This is a genomic window from Streptomyces sp. NBC_01474 (genome assembly GCF_035918215.1).
Taxonomy (GTDB): domain Bacteria; phylum Actinomycetota; class Actinomycetes; order Streptomycetales; family Streptomycetaceae; genus Streptomyces; species Streptomyces aureus.
The window spans coordinates 7,166,630-7,186,370 of record NZ_CP109449.1 but is presented as its reverse complement, the minus strand read 5'-3'; the positions used below and the strand labels follow the sequence as shown (position 1 = coordinate 7,186,370).

General features: G+C 71.1%; 16 protein-coding genes and 2 pseudogenes. 11 read left to right on the top strand and 7 right to left on the bottom strand.

Features of this window, described 5'->3' with window-relative positions; translation table 11 throughout:
• The first annotated feature begins 139 nt into the window (after nucleotides 1–139).
• A complete protein-coding gene (locus tag OG758_RS32740) occupies nucleotides 140–1,384 on the top strand; it encodes a cytochrome P450 (RefSeq protein WP_326713214.1) in 1,245 nt (414 codons plus the stop codon).
• An 89-nt stretch (nucleotides 1,385–1,473) separates the two neighbouring features.
• On the opposite strand, the gene OG758_RS32735 is transcribed toward OG758_RS32740, so the two are convergent.
• Nucleotides 1,474–2,649, bottom strand: a complete 1,176-nt coding sequence (locus OG758_RS32735; protein ID WP_326713213.1) for a lytic transglycosylase domain-containing protein — start codon at nucleotides 2,647–2,649, stop codon at nucleotides 1,474–1,476.
• Between OG758_RS32735 and OG758_RS32730 the strand changes: the two are divergent.
• Both OG758_RS32730 and OG758_RS32725 read left to right on the top strand, forming a co-directional pair.
• A pseudogene (locus OG758_RS32730) lies at nucleotides 2,626–3,018 on the top strand (hypothetical protein); the annotation flags it as partial. The gene OG758_RS32735 and the pseudogene OG758_RS32730 overlap by 24 nt on opposite strands.
• Nucleotides 3,019–3,413: 395 nt before the next feature.
• The gene (locus tag OG758_RS32725) at nucleotides 3,414–4,661 is read left to right on the top strand and encodes a helix-turn-helix domain-containing protein (protein WP_326713212.1); all 1,248 of its coding nucleotides are present in this window, start codon (nucleotides 3,414–3,416) and stop codon (nucleotides 4,659–4,661) included.
• An 8-nt stretch (nucleotides 4,662–4,669) separates the two neighbouring features.
• Here the strand turns inward: OG758_RS32725 and OG758_RS32720 are convergent, their stop codons facing one another.
• On the bottom strand, nucleotides 4,670–6,718 hold the full coding sequence (locus OG758_RS32720) for a bifunctional glycosyltransferase 87/phosphatase PAP2 family protein (protein WP_382060574.1): 2,049 nt from the start codon (nucleotides 6,716–6,718) through the stop codon (nucleotides 4,670–4,672).
• Between the two features lie 369 nt (nucleotides 6,719–7,087).
• Here OG758_RS32720 and proP point away from each other — a divergent pair, with 369 nt between their 5' ends.
• From proP to OG758_RS32705, 3 genes are all read left to right on the top strand, one after another.
• Nucleotides 7,088–8,503 carry a glycine betaine/L-proline transporter ProP gene (proP, locus tag OG758_RS32715; RefSeq protein WP_326713211.1) on the top strand — a complete coding sequence of 472 codons (1,416 nt, stop codon included), beginning with the start codon at nucleotides 7,088–7,090 and terminating at the stop codon, nucleotides 8,501–8,503.
• Nucleotides 8,504–8,588: 85 nt separating this feature from the next.
• Nucleotides 8,589–9,722, top strand: a complete 1,134-nt coding sequence (locus tag OG758_RS32710; protein WP_326713210.1) for a DUF2330 domain-containing protein — start codon at nucleotides 8,589–8,591, stop codon at nucleotides 9,720–9,722.
• Between the two features lie 41 nt (nucleotides 9,723–9,763).
• Entirely contained in the window at nucleotides 9,764–10,444 is a 681-nt protein-coding gene (locus OG758_RS32705; RefSeq protein WP_326713209.1) for an O-methyltransferase, read from the top strand.
• A gap of 30 nt (nucleotides 10,445–10,474) precedes the next feature.
• Here the strand turns inward: OG758_RS32705 and OG758_RS32700 are convergent, their stop codons facing one another.
• Entirely contained in the window at nucleotides 10,475–10,870 is a 396-nt protein-coding gene (locus tag OG758_RS32700; protein WP_326713208.1) for a hypothetical protein, read from the bottom strand.
• A gap of 108 nt (nucleotides 10,871–10,978) precedes the next feature.
• Here OG758_RS32700 and OG758_RS32695 point away from each other — a divergent pair, with 108 nt between their 5' ends.
• Together OG758_RS32695 and OG758_RS32690 are read left to right on the top strand one after the other, a co-directional pair.
• Nucleotides 10,979–11,392, top strand: a complete 414-nt coding sequence (locus OG758_RS32695; RefSeq protein WP_326713207.1) for a J-domain-containing protein — start codon at nucleotides 10,979–10,981, stop codon at nucleotides 11,390–11,392.
• A 37-nt stretch (nucleotides 11,393–11,429) separates the two neighbouring features.
• Entirely contained in the window at nucleotides 11,430–11,744 is a 315-nt protein-coding gene (locus tag OG758_RS32690; RefSeq protein ID WP_326713206.1) for an antibiotic biosynthesis monooxygenase family protein, read from the top strand.
• A gap of 20 nt (nucleotides 11,745–11,764) precedes the next feature.
• Here the strand turns inward: OG758_RS32690 and OG758_RS32685 are convergent, their stop codons facing one another.
• Nucleotides 11,765–12,343 carry a DinB family protein gene (locus OG758_RS32685; protein ID WP_326713205.1) on the bottom strand — a complete coding sequence of 193 codons (579 nt, stop codon included), beginning with the start codon at nucleotides 12,341–12,343 and terminating at the stop codon, nucleotides 11,765–11,767.
• Between the two features lie 86 nt (nucleotides 12,344–12,429).
• On the opposite strand from OG758_RS32685, the gene OG758_RS32680 reads away from it, so the two are divergent.
• Nucleotides 12,430–12,936 (top strand): GNAT family N-acetyltransferase, encoded by a 507-nt coding sequence (locus OG758_RS32680; RefSeq protein WP_326713204.1) that lies wholly within the window; start codon nucleotides 12,430–12,432, stop codon nucleotides 12,934–12,936.
• Between the two features lie 6 nt (nucleotides 12,937–12,942).
• Here OG758_RS32680 and OG758_RS32675 read toward each other — a convergent pair whose 3' ends face one another.
• From OG758_RS32675 to OG758_RS32665, 3 genes are all read right to left on the bottom strand, one after another.
• On the bottom strand, nucleotides 12,943–15,021 hold the full coding sequence (locus OG758_RS32675; RefSeq protein WP_382060573.1) for an MDR family MFS transporter: 2,079 nt from the start codon (nucleotides 15,019–15,021) through the stop codon (nucleotides 12,943–12,945).
• 340 nt (nucleotides 15,022–15,361) lie between these two features.
• Entirely contained in the window at nucleotides 15,362–16,033 is a 672-nt protein-coding gene (locus OG758_RS32670) for an HAD-IA family hydrolase (protein WP_326716109.1), read from the bottom strand.
• Nucleotides 16,034–16,167: 134 nt separating this feature from the next.
• Entirely contained in the window at nucleotides 16,168–16,746 is a 579-nt protein-coding gene (locus OG758_RS32665; RefSeq protein ID WP_326713203.1) for a TMEM165/GDT1 family protein, read from the bottom strand.
• Between the two features lie 472 nt (nucleotides 16,747–17,218).
• Here OG758_RS32665 and OG758_RS32660 point away from each other — a divergent pair, with 472 nt between their 5' ends.
• A complete protein-coding gene (locus OG758_RS32660; protein WP_326713202.1) occupies nucleotides 17,219–17,866 on the top strand; it encodes an HNH endonuclease family protein in 648 nt (215 codons plus the stop codon).
• Nucleotides 17,867–17,962: 96 nt separating this feature from the next.
• Nucleotides 17,963–19,638 (top strand): annotated as a pseudogene (locus OG758_RS32655) (alkaline phosphatase D family protein).
• The last annotated feature ends 103 nt before the right edge of the window (nucleotides 19,639–19,741 follow it).

The window sequence follows — 19,741 nt, the reverse complement described above, 5'->3', positions numbered from 1 at the left end:
CGGTGCTACTCCGGGTACGCAAGGGTCGTGCACGTACCGCGCGCGCAATCGGACGTACCACGGGTCTTGCCACTTGTAGAACCCGTTACTACGGTGCCGACAAGCTGACGCCCCGTCAGACCGTCACCGGGAGTTGCCCATGCCGTGCCCAGCGCTGCCCGAAGGGTTCGACTTCACCGACCCCGACCTTCTCCAGCACCGCGTCCCCTTCCCCGAGTTCGCCCAGCTCCGGCAGACGGAACCGGTCCGGTGGATCGCCCAGCCGACCGGCATCTCCGGCTTCGCGGACTCGGGCTACTGGGCCGTGACCCGGCACGCGGACGTCAAGTACGTCTCCACGCGCCCGGAGCTCTTCTCCTCGAACCTCAACACCGCCGTCATCCGCTTCAACGAGTCGATCAGCCGCGACCAGATCGAGGTCCAGAAGCTGATCATGCTCAACATGGACCCGCCGGAACACACCCGGGTCCGGCAGATCGTCCAGCGCGGCTTCACGCCCCGCGCCATCCGCTCGCTCGAGGACGCCCTGCGCAACCGTGCGGGCTCCATCGTCGAGGCGGCGCTCGCGAACGCCGCGCCCGACGGCTCCTTCGACTTCGTCACCAACGTCGCCGTCGAACTCCCGCTCCAGGCCATCGCCGAGCTGATCGGCGTCCCCCAGGACGACCGCACCAAGATCTTCGACTGGTCCAACAAGATGGCCGCGTACGACGACCCGGAGTACGCGATCACCGAGGAGGTCGGCGCCGAGGCGGCCATGGAGATCGTCAGCTACGCGATGAACCTGGCCGCCGCCCGCAAGGAGTGCCCGGCCAAGGACATCGTGAGCCAGCTGGTGGCGGCCGAGGACGAGGGGAACCTCTCCTCGGACGAGTTCGGCTTCTTCGTCATCCTGCTCGCCGTGGCCGGCAACGAGACGACGCGCAACGCCATCACCCACGGCATGCACGCCTTCCTGACCAACCCCGACCAGTGGGAGCTGTTCAAGCGGGAGCGCCCGGAGACGACGGCGGAGGAGATCGTCCGCTGGGCGACCCCCGTGGTCTCCTTCCAGCGCACCGCGACCCAGGACACCGAGCTCGGCGGCGCGCAGATCAAGAAGGGCGACCGCGTCGGCATCTTCTACTCGTCGGCCAACCACGACCCCGAAGTCTTCGACCGCCCCGACGAGTTCGACATCACCCGCGACCCGAACCCGCACCTCGGATTCGGCGGCGGAGGCCCGCACTTCTGCCTCGGCAAGTCGCTGGCCACGCTCGAGATCAACCTCATCTTCAACGCCGTGGCCGACGCCATGCCCGACCTTCGCCTCACCGGTGACCCGCGCAGGCTCCGCTCGGCCTGGCTCAACGGCGTCAAGGAACTCCAGGTCAGCACCGGCTGACCGCGGGCGGCCGCACGCCGGCCCAGGGAGGCAGGGGCCATCTCCCTACGCCACGCCCCTGCCTCCCTGCACACCTGCGCCGCGCCGCTCTACGCGCCCGGCTCCGGGCACTCCGACGGCGAGGGGGACCCGCCCGGGTCGGGCGACGGGGACATCGTGTCCGTGGGGCAGTCCGTCGGCGGGGTGGGGCTACCGGGGGCGGAGGGGGTGCCAGGGTCCTGCGACGACGGGGGGTCGCTCGGTTCGGGTGACTGGGTGGGCGCGCCCGAGGGGTCACCACTCGGGTCCGGGCCTGGGCTGGGGTCCGGGCTGCCGCCGTCCGATGGCCCGGAGGGGGTCGGATCGGGCCCGATGACGATCCCTCCCCCCTCGCCCCCGCCCTTGCCGGGGCCTTTGCCGCCGCCGACCGGGCCGGTCGCCTGGGTGTCGCCGCCCGCGCCGGGGCTCTTCGGGATCACACCCTTGCCGTCGGGCACGGTGTGCACGCCCTCGCGGTAGAACTCCATCCAGTACAGGACCAGTCGGAGATAGTCGCGCGAGTAGTTGTAGCTGAGGACGGCACGTTCGAGGCTGGCCGCGCGGCCCACGTCCCGGCTGCCGGCACACAGGTAGTGGCCCGCCGCCAGCGCCGCGTCGAAGATGTTGTTGGGGTTCTTGTCCCCGTCGCCGTTGCCGTCGGCGCCCCAGCGCCGCCACGTCCCCGGCAGGAACTGCATCGGGCCGACGGCCCGGTCGTAGACCGCGTCACCGTCCCACGCCCCGCCGTCCGAGTCCCTGATCAGGGCGAACCCCTGGCCGTCGAGGGCGGGTCCGGTGATACGTCCCAGGGTCGTGCCGTGCGCGTCGACGGCGCCGCCGCGCGCCTGGCCCGACTCGACCTTGCCGATGGCGGCGAGCAGCTCCCAGGGCAGATGGCAGCCCGCGTCGGTACGGGCGATCGCCGACTCGGCCCTGCGGTACGCGGCCAGGACGGTGGCCGGGATGCCGGACTGGGCGCTGATCTGGGCGGACGGGTAGACGTGCGTGGGTGCGTCCGGGCTGTTCAGGGGCGGCAGTTCGGTGTGGTACGAGTCGTCGCCCTGCGATTTCACGTACGGCAGCGGCGCCTCGGCCGACGCGGGGCGCTCCGCGCGGACGCGGTCCTGGCCGCCACCCGACTCCTCGACGATTCCCGGGGCCTGGGACGCCGTGAGCAGGGCCACCGCGGCCGCGGCGACGGCGGTGGCGCGCAGCCCGCGGGGCAGAACCCGTTCCTGTCCGACCACTGCTACATCGGCTCGTCCTCGGACCCGATCGTGCTGCGCCCGCAGAACCTCACCCAGCCCACCTTCAAGATCGAGCGGTTCGCCGCCGACGGCACCCCCGACACGGCCGGCACGATGTCGCGGATCGCCCTGACCGGCTCCACCCAGGGCGACTCGGGCTTCGCCGTGCCGGGCGCGAGCGGCTGCGGGCTCCTCGGCCTGATCGACCTGGCCGTCAACGCCAAGACGGGCCTGCCGTCCGCCGCCGGACACAACAGCGTCACCCTGAACGACACCCGGACGTACCTGGGCGGTCTGTTCGCACCCGGCACCCACTACCCCGACGCCGGCAAGGTCCTCGCGCAGAACTGGCACACGGCGGCCGGATGACACCCGGCACGTCACCCTCGAAACGCTGACATCGATATCCCGCCATTCTCCGGATGCGGCCCTTGCGGCGGAAATCTGGACCCGCCGCTCACCGCATCGCGCACAGGCCCGGGGCGGCACGTCGAAACAGTCCAGGTGAGGGATGCGAGCACCGGAAACGCCCGGCGACACGGGCCCCTCGCCGGACCTTCCGAAACTCCCCACACCACCTGCAACATGAAGCTACTTCTCCTTCAAGTGGTGCACATCACACATGAGTTGTTCTAGCTTCGGCAGTCCCACCAGGTACGCACCTGCGGCCCGTGGGAGCGCTTCCCCCCCCACCCCACCACCCCACCCAGGGCGGCGCGTCCGCGGCCCACCCCCACCGGGCGCAGGAGAGCAAGGGGAGCGTCATGCCCTCAGCCGCACCGTCCTCGGAAGTGGAAGAACCGCTCGGCCCTCTGCCCCCGGAATTCGCCGCCATCATGCGGCCCGAACTGCCCAGCCTGATCAAGGAGATCCGGGTCGAGGTGACCCGCACCTACCCGGAGTTCGCCGGGCTGCTCAACGGCCCCAACAGCGCGGTCGTCCGGCTCGGCGTCGAGCAGAGCCTCTCCGCCTTCGTGGACCGGGTGGCCGAGCCGACCGCCCCGGCCGGCGAACGCGACGAACTGTGCCGAAGATTCGGGCGGTTCGAGGCGTACGAGGGCCGCAGCCTCGACTCCCTGCACGGCGCGTACCGCATCGGCGCCCGCATCGCGTTACGGCGTGCCAAGCGCGTCGGCCGCCAGTACAACCTCTCCCCCACCCTGATCCTGACCTTCGCCGACGCGCTCTTCGCGTACGTCGACGAGCTGGAGGCCCTGTCCCGCGAGGGCTATCTGGAGGTGCAGTCGCACTCCGCCGCCCATGTGGACTCCCTGCACCGGCGCATCCTGCATCTGCTGCTCGCCGGTCATCCGCTGCCGGGCGGCGCGCTCGCCGAACTCTGCGACCAGGCCGGCTGGCGGGTGCCCGAGCAGGTCACGCTCGTGGCGCTACGGGCTCCCGCCCCCGCGCACATCAGGGCCGGCCTCGACCCCGACGTCCTGGCCGACCTCGGGGACCCCCAGCCGCACCTGCTGATCCCGGGACCCCTCGAAGACCCGGCCGCCCCGGACGGCGATGCGCGTGCCCGCCTCGACATGCTGACGGCCGCCCTCGGCGACACCCCGTGCGTGCTCGGCGTCACCGTGCCCACCGCACGGGCCTGCGACTCGATCCGCTGGGCCCGCCGGGTCCTGGACCTCGTCGACGAACAGATCATCGCCGACGCCCCCGCGGTGCGCTGCGCCGACCATCTCACGACACTGTGGCTGCTGTCGGACCCCGCTCTCCTCGACCGGCTCGCCGCCCGCGAACTCGCCCCGTTGTCCCGACTGACCGGCAGCCGCCGGGCACGGCTGATCGACACGCTGCGGGTGTGGCTGACCACGCGGGGGACGGCCGACCACGTCGGCGACATCCTGGGTGTGCACGCCCAGACGGTCCGATACCGGCTGCGCAATCTGGACGCGCACTTCGGGGACCGGCTCACCGACCCGGAGCACCGCTTCGCCACGGAGGCGGCGCTGCGGGCCCGGCATCTTCAGGGCCACCGGCACCAGTCGGAAGACGCCTGACCCGCGCCTCAGGACCGGTTGTGTCCGGCCGGCAGCCGCACGTGGTCCGGCTCGGCCTTCGACTGCTCGGGGACGGTTGCGCCGGTGAGGCGGGCGCGCGGGCCGCTCAGCAGGTAGGTGAGTCCGAAGCCCGCGCCGACGACCGTCGCGCCGCCCACCGCGTCGAGCACCCAGTGGTTACCGGTCGCGATGATCGCGGAGATGGTGAACAGGGGATGCAGCAGCGCGATCGCCTTCATCCACCACTTCGGGGCGAGGATCGCGATGACGAGCCCGCACCACAGGGACCAGCCGAAGTGCAGTGAGGGCATGGCCGCGTACTGGTTGGTGAGCGCGGTCAGTGTGCCGTAGTCCGGCTTGGAGAAGTCCTGGACGCCATGCACCGTGTCGATGAACCCGAGCGCGGGCATCAGACGCGGCGGCGCCAGCGGGTAGAACCAGAAACCGATCAGGGCGAGCACCGTGGCGAAGCCGAGCGCCGAGCGGGCCCAGCGGTACTGGGCGGGCCTGCGGACGTAGAGGATGGCGAGGACGCTCAGCGGCACGATGAAGTGGAACGACTCGTAGTAGAAGTTGAAGAACGACTTGAGCCACGGGACCTGCGCCACCGCGTGGTTGACCCAGTGCTCGATGTCGATGTGGAGGAACTTCTCCAGGGAGTGGACCTGCGTGCCGTGCGCCTCGGCGGTGGCCCGGCCCCCGGAGTTCGTACCGCCCGTCGCGGCGAGCCTGACCTGCTGGTACGCGTAGTAGCCGACACGGATCAGGAGCATTTCGAGCAGCAGGTTCGGGCGGGTCAGGACCCGGCGCCAGAACGGCAGGAGCGGGACCCGCGACCAGCGAGCAGGGACGGGCTTCGCGTACTCGGTGGGGACGGGCGCCCGGTACTCGGGCGCGGTGCGGGACAGGAAAGGGACGAACGTGGCCGCGGCGACCGCGGCGATCAGCACGACGTTGTCGCGCAGCGGATCGGCGAGCGCCGTGCCCGGCAGCAGCATCCTCGCGGGGAGCGTCATCACGAGGACGACCGCGACCGGCCACACGTACCGGTCGGACGCCTTCCTGCCGACGCGGCCGACCACGGCGAGCAGCACCCACAGGAGCTGGTGCTGCCAGGTCGTCGGCGACACGGCGACGGCGACGCAGCCGGTGAGGGCGACGGCGAGCAGGAGCTGTCCGTCCTGCGCGTAGCGCACCGCGCGCCGCAGTCCGAGCACCGTGACGGCGGAGCCCAGGACGAGGAAGAGCCCGATCTCCAGGGGGCCCTCCAGGCCGAAGCGCAGGAGCGCGCCGTGCAGCGACTGGTTGGCGAGCCCGTCGGGGCTCGAGCCGAGTCCCGCTCCCGCGACGTGGTGCACCCAGTACGTCCACGAGTCGTGCGGCATCGCGGCCCACGCGAGGAGCGTGCACGCCGCGAACGTGACGCCCGAGGACACGGCGGCGCGACGTCGCCCGGTGAACCACAGGAGCGGCGCGAAGAGGAGGACGGTCGGCTGGAGTGCGGCGCCGATGCCGATGAGCAGGCCCGAGCTCTTCTCGCCGCGGGCGGCGAAGCAGCCGAGCAGGACGAGAAGGACCGGGATGATGCTGGTCTGGCCGAGATGGAGGGTGTTGCGCACCGGCAGCGACAGCATCAGGAGGCTGATCGCGACGGGGGCGGCGAGCAGCGAGGTGCGCCGGGTGACGGGCCTGGGCAGGGCACGGGCGACGACGAGACCGAGGACGACGACGAGGCCGAGTGTGCCGAAGGTCCAGGCCCAGCCGAGCGCCTGTTCGGCGCCCCGGGCCAGAGGCTTCAGCACCAGTCCCCCGAACGGGGTACCGGTGAACCGGTCGGCGTCGTAGAGGGAGCCCGTCACGTGGAGGACACCTTCAGGACCGATCCAGGTCTCCAGGTCCGTGAGCCGCTCACCGCTGGGGGTGCTCAGGACGGCCACGACCTGCCGCACCGCGAGCACCGCGGCGATCAGCCAGAGGCCCGCCCGGACCATGCCCAACCGCGCTGTCGCGGCCCCCGCCACCAAGGCTTTGCCCGGTCCATGCTCCACGTTCGCCACGCGCCGTCGGCCCTCCCGCCATGCGTACTGTCCCAAGAGGCTCGCACCACCCCCGGGGTGAGACGCAGGCAACCCCTGCTTCACCTGTCTGTCCACCGGTATTTGACCGGATGACGATGATGCGGGGTCTGCGTGGTTGCGGTCGAGGGCCGCGACATAGGTCACAGATTTGTCCGTTTGCGCCGCGCCGGAACCGAGGCGTCATGCCTGGCCGGACCCGCTTTTCCCACGCTGTGCGACGCAGCGCACACTACCCGTAATGATCGCGGATGCACCTATGGTCGATTTCTGGCCGCCCCGCCGTGGGCGGCTTCGTCCGTCCCCACGCGGACATGTCCTTGTCCCCTTCGAAAGCAGGCGAGCAGACCCTTGTCGAGTGCTCTAAACGTCGCACCCAGGCCCACCGCCCCCGCGAAGGGCGCCTCCCCCGACGTCACCGTCACCGATCCAGCGCTGGTCAAGCGCGCGGTCAAGGCGGCGGCGCTCGGCAATGCGATGGAGTGGTTCGACTTCGGTGTCTACAGCTACATCGCCGTCACCCTCGGCAAGGTCTTCTTCCCGTCGGGCAACCCCACGGCCCAGCTCCTGGCGACGTTCGGCGCCTTCGCCGCGGCGTTCCTCGTCCGTCCGATCGGCGGCATGGTCTTCGGACCGCTCGGCGACCGCGTCGGCCGGCAGAAGGTCCTCGCCGTCACCATGATCATGATGGCGGCGGGCACGTTCGCGATCGGCCTGATCCCGTCGTACGCGACGATCGGCGTCTGGGCGCCGATCCTGCTGCTCCTGGCCCGTCTGGTGCAGGGCTTCTCGACCGGCGGTGAGTACGGCGGCGCGTCCACCTTCATCGCCGAGTACGCGCCCGACAAGAAGCGCGGCTTCTTCGGCAGCTGGCTGGAATTCGGCACCCTCGCCGGATACATCGGCGGCGCGGGCCTCGTCACCCTGATGACGGCGCTGCTCTCCTCCGACGACCTGCTCTCCTGGGGCTGGCGCATCCCGTTCCTGATCGCGGGCCCGATGGGCATCATCGGCCTCTATCTGCGGATGCGGCTCGAAGAGACCCCGGCGTTCGCGGCCGAGCTGAAGAACGCGCACGAGTCGGAGAAGGCCCGGCCCAAGGTGAAGGTGCGCGACATGATCGCCGGCCAGTGGAAAGCGCTGCTCCTGTGCGTCGGCCTGGTCCTCGTCTTCAACGTCACCGACTACATGCTGCTGTCGTACATGCCGAGCTACCTCACCAGTGAGCTCCACTACGACGAGACGCACGGCCTCCTCGTGGTCCTCGGCGTGATGGCGCTGATGATGATCGTCCAGCCGTTCGCGGGCGCGCTCTCCGACCGTGTCGGCCGCCGCCCGGTGATCGCCGCGGGCTGCGTCGGCTTCTTCGCGCTGTCCGTCCCGGCCCTGCTCCTCATCCGTGACGGCTCCCTGTGGGCCATCGCCCTCGGCATGGGCGCGCTCGGCCTGCTCCTGGTCTGCTTCACCTCGGCGATGCCGTCCGCGCTGCCCGCGCTCTTCCCGACCCGGGTGCGCTACGGCTCCCTGTCGATCGGCTTCAACATCTCCGTCTCGCTCTTCGGCGGCACGACCCCGCTGGTCGTCACCGCCCTCATCGGGGCGACCGGGAACATGATGATGCCCGCGTACTACATGATGGCCGCGGCCGTCATCGGCGGTATCGCGGTGTGGTTCATGACCGAGTCGGCGCGCCGCCCGCTGCCGGGCTCGCTGCCCGCGGTCGAGCCCGGCGACCTGCCGCGGACCGCGACGGCAACAGCCGCGTAACACCAGGAACCGCGCTCCCCCGCGCCCCGTCTGCTCCTTCGCCGCACACGGCACGGACAGACAGGGCGCGACATCGGGGGCCGGCATGAGAACCGCACAACCACTGACCATGAGGGCCAGGGCGCTGTTGACCGCCCTGGCCCTCATGGCGTTCCAGGTCGCCGCGCTCGTCTCACCGGCGTACGCGTGCGGATGCGGGGCGATGGTGCCGCACGCGGGCACGGACCTCACCGTGTACGACGAGACGTCCGCGGTGCGCTGGGACGGGCGCAGCGAGCAGATCGTGATGAGCCTGTCGGTGAGCGGCAACGTGCGCGACGCCGCCTGGATCATGCCCGTGCCGCACCGCGCGTCCGTCGAGCTCGGCGACCCGGGGCTCTTCTCGCAGCTGAGCGAGGTGACGGCGCCCGTCGAGCGGACCCGGCACCACTTCTGGCCCGGCGCCGACGACTGGCCCTTCGACGGCGGGAACGGCGACGGCGCCTCGGCCGCTGCCCCCGCACCCGGCGGCCCGGTCGAGGTGGTGGGCCGCGAGCACCTCGGGCCGTTCGACGTCGCCCGCCTCACCGCGACCGACCCCGACGCACTCGCCGACTGGCTCGACGAGAACGGCTTCCAGCTCCCCGACCGCCTCGACACCGCGCTGCGCCCGTACGTCGACAAGGGCTGGGAGTACGTGGCGATCCGCCTCGCGCCCGCCGACGGCGACAGCGTGCTCGGCGGCGCCCTCGACCCGCTCCACCTCACCTTCGCCAGCGACCGCCTCATCTACCCGATGCGGCTGTCGAAGCTCGCCCGCACCGAACAGCATCTGCGCCTGTACGTGCTCGCCGCCCACCGCATGGAGCCGCGCTCCACGATCGGCGGCGACACACCGAAGGTCACGTACGCGGGCCGGATACCGGCGAAGTCCGGCGGGCCGCTGCCCGAATTCGCGGGCGGCGAGCGGTACTTGACCGCGCTCACCCAGGACTTCCCACAGCCGTCGCGCATCTACGACGACCATGAACTGCGGCGCACCGCGAGCGACGCCACGCACCGCACCGTCGTGTGGGACGACGAACTCCTCACCGCCGGGGGCGTCCCGGTGTGGCTGCTCACCGTTCCGCTGCCCCCGGCCCTGCTCCTGATGGCGGCCGCCGTCCTGTGGTTCCGCCGGCGCTCCCGCCGGCCGGTGCCGCCCCCGCCGCCCGTGCACACCCCGCCGCCGTTGGGCTGAATCCCGCCCGGGCCGCCGCCGCGTGAGCCCATGATGGGGCCATGGCTGAGCACGCACCCGAAGACCAGTGGACCGCCGTCGACGACTACCTGACCGGCCTCCTCGCCCCCGGCGACGAGGCCCTGACCGCGGCCCTCGCGGACAGCGAGGCGGCGGGCCTCCCGCCCATCGCCGTCGCCCCGAACCAGGGCAAGTTCCTCCACCTGATCGCACAGATCCAGGGCGCCCGCCGCGTCCTGGAGATCGGCACGCTCGGCGGGTACAGCACGATCTGGCTGGCCCGCGCCCTCCCCGCCGACGGCGTCCTCGTCACCCTCGAGTACGACCCCCGGCACGCCGAGGTGGCCCGCGGCAACCTCGCCCGCGCCGGCCTCGACAAGATCGCCGAGGTGCGGGTCGGCCCCGCCCTCGACTCGCTGCCCGGCGTCGCGGCCGACCACCCCGACCCCTTCGACCTCGTCTTCATCGACGCCGACAAGGCCAACAACCCGCACTACGTCGAGTGGGCGCTGCGCCTGACCCGCCCCGGCAGCGTGATCATCGTCGACAACGTGGTGCGCGGCGGCCACGTGACGGACGACTCCGGCGCGGCCCCCGACATCCGCGGCACCCGCGCCGCGCTCCAGATGATCGCCGACCACCCGAAGCTGGACGGGACGGCGGTCCAGACGGTGGGCGCCAAGGGCTACGACGGCTTCGCGCTGGCCCGCGTACTCCCGTAGTGCCCCTGCCCGGCGTTGCCTGATGGACCGTCACAACTCGTGGTAGAAGCCCACGTTCACGCTGCGGGGCTCATTGCGGTCCAGGACCACGACCTCGCCGGACGCGCCCGGCGCGAGAGCCGCGGCCCCTCCGTACACGAGCGGCTGCGGCTCCCCGCCGGTCAGCGTGAGACGCACCTCGGACGAGGGCTCGTCGTGCGAGCCGCGCAGCCAGAAGACGGACCAGACGCCGTCCTGTCCGCACCGGAATTCGAGATGGACGCGCGAGACGAACAGCCAGTCGTCGGGCGTTGCCAGCCGGCACACGTTCCGGTCGCGCCCCACGCGCAGCACGGCTCCCGGCTCACTCGGCGCGTCGGCCATCAGCATCCCGGCCGTCGCACCCGAGTCCGCCCCCGTGACGGAGGCCATGGTCAGCTCCAGCACCCGCACAGCTCCTTCGGTCTTCGGCGGGCCCTTCGGCACCGGGTCCCCCGACGCCGCATCCTAAGTTGTCCCCTCCCTGTGCGGTATGCCCTCTGGGACAATGGCCCCATGACCGAACGCAAGCCACCCGACGTCAGCTTCGAGTCATGGGTCGACAAGCAGATCCGCGACGCGGAGCGCGCAGGAGACTTCTCCCACCTCGCCGGAGCCGGCAAGCCGCTGCCGAGCACGGCCGACACGACGTACGACGAGAACTGGTGGATCAAGCAGAAGATGGCCCGTGAGGGCTTCTCCGTGCTACCCCCGTCACTCGCCCTGCGCAAGGAGGCCGAGGACGCCCTCGCCGAGGCGGCGCAGGCCCCTTCCGAACGGATCGTCCGCAAAATCGTCACCGAGATCAACGTCAAGATCCGCGACATGATGTTCAAGCCCCCGCCGGGCCCGCCCCTCGGCCTGAAGCCGTACGACGTCGAGGAGATCGTCCGCGACTGGCACGAGCGACGCGGGACGCAGGGGACCTGACGCCGATCTCACGCGATGGTGAGCGAGGATGGGCGCCATGAGCATCGTGAAGATCAATGTCCTGACCGTCCCGGCCGAACAGCGCGAGATCCTGGAGAAGCGCTTCGCCTCGCGCGCGGGCGCGGTGGAGAACTCGGACGGCTTCGAGTGGTTCGAGCTGCTGCGCCCGGTCGAGGGCACGGACGACTACCTGGTGTACACGCGGTGGCGTGACGAGGCGTCGTTCACCGCGTGGATGGAGGGCTCCATGAAGGAGGCCCACCAAGGCGGCGCGGACCGCCCGAAGCCTGCGGCCAGCGGGTCCTCGGTGTGGTCGTTCGAGGTCGTCCAGCAGGCTTCGCCCAAGTCGTAGTGGAGTAGTGGAGTAGTGGACTAGAGGCGATCCGCCTCGCCGCCCTCGGTGAGCACCAACCAGCGCCGCCCGTCGATGAGTTCACGGGCGGCGTCCAGGTGCCCTGCGTGGCAGGCGGTCTCCGTGATGACGTGCAGCAGGACGTCCCGGTGGCTGTGCAGGTGCGGCGGCCCGAAGAGGTGGTGCGGCCACCAGGCCAGGGGCGCGCCCGCGGGCGTGGCGGCGATGATCGCGTCCGCGCGGTCCGTCTCGCGGCGGTACCGCTCCAGGATGTCGGCCGCCGGCAGCTCCGGGTCGGTCTGCCAGGCGTCCTCAATGGCGTCGAGGCTGTCGATGACGACCTGATCACCCGTCAGAACCGCCTGGAACCAGAAGCGTTCGACGTCGAGCGCCAGGTGCTGGACCAGTCCCAGACACGTCCAGCCGGACGGCAGCACGGGCCGCCGCAGCGCGTCGGGGCCGAGCCCTTCGATGATGCCCAGGATGTGGCGGCGCTGCCCGCGCAGGGCGTCGAGCAGCGCCTTGATCTCACCGGTCTCGGGGCTGGTTCCGGCACCGGTCTCGGCACCGGTCCCGTCGGTCACGGATACGTCGGTCACAGGTACCGAGGATGTCCGAACCCCGGGTTCCTGTACAGGTCGAAACCACTTGCGCCCGGCGCCGCCCCTTCGCCGACAATGCCCCCATGACTTCGTCGTGGACCGTCACCCCCGAGCCGTTCGACTCCGCCGTCTCCGCGGAGCTGTGGCGCGCGTACTACACGGAGGTCAGCGACCGCTGGTACCTGCTGCACGAGGGGCGCACCACCGACCCCGACGAGCTGGAACGCGAGGTCGCCGCCGACACGGGTGCCTATCTCGCGGCGCCGGGCGGGGTGTTGCTGGTCGCGCGGTATCGGGGCGAGCCCGCCGGGACCGCGGGCGTGCGGATGATCGATGCCTCGACCGGCGAGCTGAAACGCGTCTTCGTACGGCCCGGAATGCGCGGGAAGGGCGGCGGCTCCGTGCTGCTCGCGCAGGTGGAGAGCGCCGCGCGGGATCTCGGCGCCGAGCGGATCGTCCTCGACACCCGGGGCGACCTGGTGGAGGCCCGGATGCTGTACGCGCGGCACGGCTACCAGGAGACGGCGCCGCACAACGACGAGGAGTACGCCGAGCACTGGTTCACCAAGAAGCTCGTGCGGGACACGTGAGAGGCGTCAGGCGCCGGCCGCCAGTCCGTCGTGCGGGCGCTCCGCGTCGGACCCGCACAGCTCCGCGTTGAGCTCCTCCACGAGTTTCACCAGGTCCGTCGGCCGGTCCGGGCCCCACCAGTCGCCCAGCAGTTCGGCGAGCGACTCCTCGCGGGACGCGGACAGCCGGTCGGCGACCTCGCGGCCCTCGTCGGTGAGGACGAGGTCGAGGCCCACGCGCGCGGCGAGGCGCCGCCCCTCCACCTGCCGGGACGCGGCGATGATCACGGGCAGCGGTACGGCACTGTGTTCGGCGAGCGCCGACGGCTCCGCCCACCCGTAGCGCTTCATGCGCAGCAGGAGCCAGCTCGAGGCGGGCAGCAGGTCGTAGCCGGCCCGTTCGGTGATCTTCTCGTAGATCTCGCGGCGCCCCTCCCGGGTGCCGAGCACCGACAGGGCCCGCGCCACCTCGTCGCGCGATGAACGCTGTACGGGGTTGCTGGCCAGGGTCTCCGTCCCGTCCGGCGCTGTGACCGAGCCGCGCAGCTTGTCCTCGCGCAGGAACCAGGCCAGTACGAAGGCGACGAGGGCGACCGGGGCGGCGTAGAGGAAGACGTCCGTGATGGACGACGCGAAGGCGTGCAGGACCGGTCCGCGGGCGACGGGCGGCAGCTCGCCGATGCCTCTCGGGTCCGACTGGAGCGCGTTCACATCGACGCCTGGAGGCAGGCTGCGGCCGGCGAGGGCGTCCGTGAGTTTGTCGCCGAGGCGGCTCGCGAAGACCGTGCCGAAGATAGCGACGCCGAAGGAGGCACCGATGGAGCGGAAGAACGTCGCGCCGGAGGTGGCGACGCCCAGGTCCTCGTACGAGACGGCGTTCTGCACTATCAGGACGAGGACCTGCATGACGAGGCCGAGGCCCAGGCCGAAGACGAAGAAGTAGGCGCTCATCTCGCCGGTCGAGCTGTTCTCGTCGAGCTGGTGCAGGAGAAGCAGGCCGATGGCGGTGACGCCGGTGCCGACGATGGGGAAGACCTTCCAGCGGCCGGTACGGCTGACGATCTGGCCGGACGCCGTCGAGGAGAGCAGCAGTCCGATGACCATCGGCAGCATGTGCACGCCCGACATCGTCGGCGAGACGCCGTGGACGACCTGGAGGAACGTCGGCAGATACGTCATCGCGCCGAACATGGCGAAACCGACGACGAAGCTGATCACCGCGGAGAGCGTGAACGTACGGATGCGGAACAGCTTCAGCGGCAGGACCGGCTCGGCGGCCCGCCGCTCCACCTGGACGAACACGACCGCGAGGACGACGCCCAGTACCGCGAGGCCGATGATCTGCGCCGAGTCCCAGTCCCAGGTCGTCCCGCCGAGCGAGGCGACGAGGACCAGGCAGGTCGCCACGGAGGCGATCAGGAACGTGCCGAGGTAGTCGATCGTGTGCTTGGCGGAGCGTACGGGGATGTGCAGCGTGGTCGCGATGACGGCGAGCGCGACGACGCCGATCGGCAGGTTGATGTAGAAGACCCAGCGCCAGCTGAGGTGTTCGGTGAACAGCCCGCCGAGCAGCGGGCCCAGCACGCTCGTCGCGCCGAAGACCGCGCCGAACAGACCCTGGTACCGGCCCCGGTCACGCGGCGGCACGATGTCGCCGACAATCGCCATGGACAGGACCATCAGGCCGCCGCCGCCCACTCCCTGGAGTGCGCGGAAGCCGATCAGCTGCGGCATGTTCTGTGCCATGCCGCACAGCGCCGAGCTGATCAGGAAGATCACGATGGCGATCTGGAAGAGCTTCTTGCGGCCGTACTGGTCGCCGAGCTTGCCCCACAGGGGCGTGGCGGCCGTCGATGCCAGCAGGTACGCGGTCACGACCCAGGACAGGTGTTCAAGGCCGCCGAGGTCGCTCACGATGGTCGGCAGCGCCGTCGAGACGATCGTCTGGTCGAGCGCCGCGAGGAGCATGCCGAGCAGCAGCGCACCGATCGAGACCATCACGCTGCGGGGCGCGTGGCCGCCGCCGATCGTGGATCCGGTGCGGTCAAGGCCTGGGTCTGCCGTCAGGTCCGTACGGGGAAGGCCCCCGCTAGCGTCCTGGGTCATGGACACCTCCTGAGACACCACGCCGGACACGGCCGGCGGGGGCTCTGCCATCTACCAGAATGGTGGGTGCGTCCCGGTTTGGCCTGTTGAGGCCGGGGGCTCAGGAGGGATACGGCGGCACGGGCCCGGGGGGATGGTGCGGTGCCGGGCCCCGGCGGATGGTGCGGTGCCCGGCCCCGGCGGACGGGTGGGGGCGCAGGCCTCGGCGGACAGTGGGGCACGGGCCCGGCGGACGGTGCGGCGCAGGCCCCGGCGGACGGTACGGCGCCAGGCTCGCCGATTCAGGGCTGCGGGACTCGCCGATACAGGGGTTGGGGACTCGCCTGTGCAGGGGTGCGGGTCAGCCGATGTGCAGCAGGATCTCGCCGGCTGCGCCCGCTTCGACCCGTACCTGCGTCAGGTCGTCCACGACCACCGTGGGGCCGTGCGCGCCCGCGCGGGGGCCGACGCCGACGACGCGCATCCCGGCGGCGCGGCCGGCCGCGATCCCGGCCCCCGAGTCCTCGAAGACGACGCAGTCCGCGGGGTCGATACCGAGCTCGGCGGCGCCCTTGAGGAACCCCTCGGGGTCGGGCTTGCTGGCGCCGACGCTCTCGGCGGTGATGCGCAGGTCCGGCTGGGCGAGGCCGGCGGCGGCCATGCGGCGGGTGGACAGGGCCACGTCGGCCGAGGTCACCAGGGCGTGCGCGAGGCCGCCGTCGCGCAGGGAGGCCATGAATGCGGCGGCACCCGGCACGGGGACGACGCCGTCGATGTCGGCGGTCTCCTCGGCGAGCATGCGCGCGTTCTCGGCGTGGTTCTCGGCCATGGGGCGGTCGGGCAGGAGGAGCGCCATGGACGCGTAGCCCTGGCGACCGTGGACGACCTTCATGACCTCGACGGCGTCGAGCCCGTGGAGGGCCGCCCAGCGCTGCCAGCAGCGTTCGACCACCGCGTCGGAGTTGACCAGCGTGCCGTCCATGTCGAGCAGAAGGGCGCGGGCGGACAGAACAGTGGTGGCCGTCATCGGCAGGGTCCTCCAGGCGTAGGAACAAGGTGACCCCGCCCACCGGTCAGGGTGAGTGGGCGGGAGCCACTTTGTTCCTCAACTGTACAAAACGGGGTGGCGACTACGCCAGCGGCCCTGGTCAGGGCCGAATCCACGGCTTACGCCACCGCTTCGTAGAGGCTCCAGACGCCCATGCCGAGCATCAGGACCGCGGCGATCTTCGTGATGAGCGCCAGCGGCACCCGCTTCATCAGGGCCTTGCCGCCGACGATGCCGAGACCCCCGACGGCCCACAGAGCGAGGACGGCGCCGAGGCCGACGGAGAGCGGGTCGTCGTAGCGGGCGGCGAGGTTCGCGGTCATGATCTGCGTCAGATCGCCGAACTCCGCGACCAGGATGAGCATGAAGCCCGCGCCGGAGACCTTCCAGAAGCTCTGGTCCTTGGGCTTGCGGACCTCTTCCTCCTCCTCGTCCTTCTTCATCAGGAGGACGGCCGCGCCGCCGAGGAACAGCACACCGGTCAGGGCGTGCACGAGCTGCTGCGGCAGCAGGGTCAGGACGCTGCCCGCCGCGACGGCGAGCGCGACATGGACGGCGAAGGCGGCGGCGACACCGGTGAAGACGTACGAGGCGCGGTAGCGGGTTCCGAGGACGAGTCCGGCGAGCGCGGTCTTGTCGGGGAGTTCGGCCAGGAAGACGATGCCGAAGACAACCGCCATCACGCTGATGCTGATCAAGATTCCTCAATCGGTCGGGCTGCCCCGCCGAGAGTTCCGTAAGTCCTGTACGACACCTCGGCACGGCAGCGCTCAGGTGCGTACACGGGTGTGCACGCAGGTGAATCACTGCTTTGCCGAAGGTCTCGCTGGCCGGACCGGGTGTACGGGTCCTGCCTCCGGGCGCCGGCTCAGAACGAGCTGAGCAGTATGTCGACGGTCCGGCGAAGAGCTACTCCCCTTCTGCGCCGCCCATCGTACGCGAACTGCTGAGCGAATCGGCATGACCCGCGTCACGCCCGGACGCGCCACCCCGGTACCACCGGCCCGCACCCGAAGTCCCGCCCGCTCCACCAGAAGTCACGTCCGCCCCCTTGATGTGTACGCGTCGTTGACGCGACCCTGTCACTCGGCGCACATCTCCCGGAAACCCCGGGGCGCCAGCATGGCCGGGCCCGCTCGGCCAACTTCCCCCCACTTCAAGGGAGTTCACATGCGCATGTTCTACGCGCGTCGACGCGTCGCCGCACTCGGCGCCGTCACCGCCGTCGTCTCCGCCCTCACTCTGCTGAACGGCCCGGCCGCGCAGGCCTCTCCCCCCACCCCGGTCAGCGGGGCCACCGCCCGCACGTACCTCTCCGAGCTCACGGTCAAGGCCGAGGGCTCCTCCGACGGCTACAGCCGCGACCTCTTCCCGCACTGGATCACCCAGTCCGGCGCCTGCAACACCCGCGAGGTCGTCCTCAAGCGCGACGGCACGAACGTCTCGCAGGACTCCAGCTGCGCGGCCACGTCCGGCAGTTGGTACTCGGAGTACGACGGCGCTACCTGGAGCGCGGCGGCCGACGTCGACATCGACCACATCGTCCCGCTCTCCGAGGCCTGGAAGTCCGGCGCCAACGCCTGGACGACCGCCCAGCGCCAGGGCTTCGCCAACGACCTGACGCGACCCCAGCTCATCGCCGTCACTGACAACGTCAACCAGTCCAAGGGCGACCAGGACCCGGCCAAGTGGATGCCGTCGCGTGCCGCGTACAAGTGCACCTATGTCCGCATTTGGGTGCAGGTGAAGCACTACTACAACCTCACGGTGGACTCCGCCGAGAAGAGCGCGCTGACGTCCTACCTCAGCGGCTGCTGAACTCTCGTGCCGCGGATCTGAATCCCGGCCTGCCGGAACCTCCCCGCCGGCCTCCGTCGTTCCGTACCGTACGGGGCGACTGAGGAGGCTGATCAGGTGGCACGGCTGCGACTTGGACCGCTGCTGAGATACGTGGACGAGTCGTCGGCGACCGTCTGGGTCGAGGCGAGCCGTCCGTGCACCGCCGAAGTGCGCTGCGCGGACGGCTCGTCAGGCCGTGCCCGCACGTTCCAGATCTGCGGCCACCACTACGCGCTGGTCGCGGTGACGGGCCTCACGCCGGGCAGCGCGACGGCCTACGAGGTGCTGCTCGACGGCGCCCCGGTCTGGCCGCTCGCCGACTCGCCCTTTCCGCCGAGCACGATCCGCACACCCGCGTACGACGACGCGGCCCGCCCTGTCCGTATCGCGTTCGGCTCGTGCCGGTGGGCCGCGGCGCCCGCCGACGGCCACGATCCCGTCGGCCCCGACGCCCTGGACACGCTGGCCACCGAGCTCGCCTCCGCACCTGATGCCGAGCGCCCCGATGTACTGCTCCTGCTCGGCGACCAGGTCTACGCGGACGAGACCTCACCGGCCACCCGCCGCTATCTCGCCGCCCGCCGCGACCTGCGCGACGCCCCGGGCGACCAGGTCGCGGACTACGAGGAGTACACCCGGCTCTACTACGAGTCCTGGCTCGACCCCGATGTGCGCTGGCTGCTGTCCACGGTCCCCAGCTGCATGATCTTCGACGACCACGACGTCATAGACGACTGGAACACCAGCGCCTCCTGGCTCACGGAGATACGGGCCACCGACTGGTGGAACGAGCGGATTCTCAGCGGTCTCATGTCGTACTGGGTCCATCAGACCTTGGCAATCTGACACCCGCCGAACTGGCCGCCGACCCCGTGTACGCGGCGGTGCGCGCGGACCCCGACGGGACGGACACACTCAGGGGGTTCGCCGCCCGCGCCGACGCCGACGCGACCTCCGTCCGCTGGAGCTACCGGCGCGACTTCGGCCGCGTACGGCTCCTGATGGTCGACACACGGGCCGCCCGCGTCCTGGCCGAGACGGACCGGTCGATGCTCGACCCGTCGGAGGCGGCGTGGCTGCGGGAGCAGGCGCTGGAGGGGACTGGGGCGCCATCGGACGGCACCTCAGAGGCGTACGACCACCTCCTGATAGGGACCTCGCTGCCCTGGCTGCTGCCGCATCTCGTGCACGACGCCGAGGGGTGGAACGCCGCACTGTGCCGGGGTGAGCGCGGTGCGCGCTGGGCCCGGTTCGGCGAAAAGCTGCGCAGGCGGGCCGACTTGGAGCACTGGGCCGCGTTCCCCGCGTCGTTCGACGCGCTGACGGCGCTGATCGCCGAGGCGGGCGGCGGCGAGGGCGCACCGGCGACGGTGTGCGTACTCTCCGGCGACGTCCACCACGCATACGTAGCCGAACCCGCCTGGCCCGACCGCGCAGCGGCCCCGGCCGCGCGCGTCCTCCAGCTGACCTGCTCACCGGTGCACAACTCGATCCCCGGCTCGATAAAGATCGGATTCCGCTTCGGCTGGAGCCGCTTCGGCCGCGCTCTCGGACGGCGCTTCGCCCGACACGGCCGCCTCGCCGCTCCCCCGGTCTCCTGGCGCAAGACGGGCGGACCCTGGTTCGGCAACCAGCTGATGACACTGACCCTGCGCGGGCGCACGGCACGCCTGCGCCTCCAGCAGGCGCAGGCGGCGCCGGGCGGAAAGGCCGGACTGCGGGAGGCGGCGGACGCCGTGCTGAGTGAATGACCGTACTGAGTGAATGATGTGAATGACCGTGCGTGACCAGGGCTGTCGCCCACGGGGCCGCCCGGTGAAGATACGGCGCACACCCGGACTCCGCTCTTCCCTT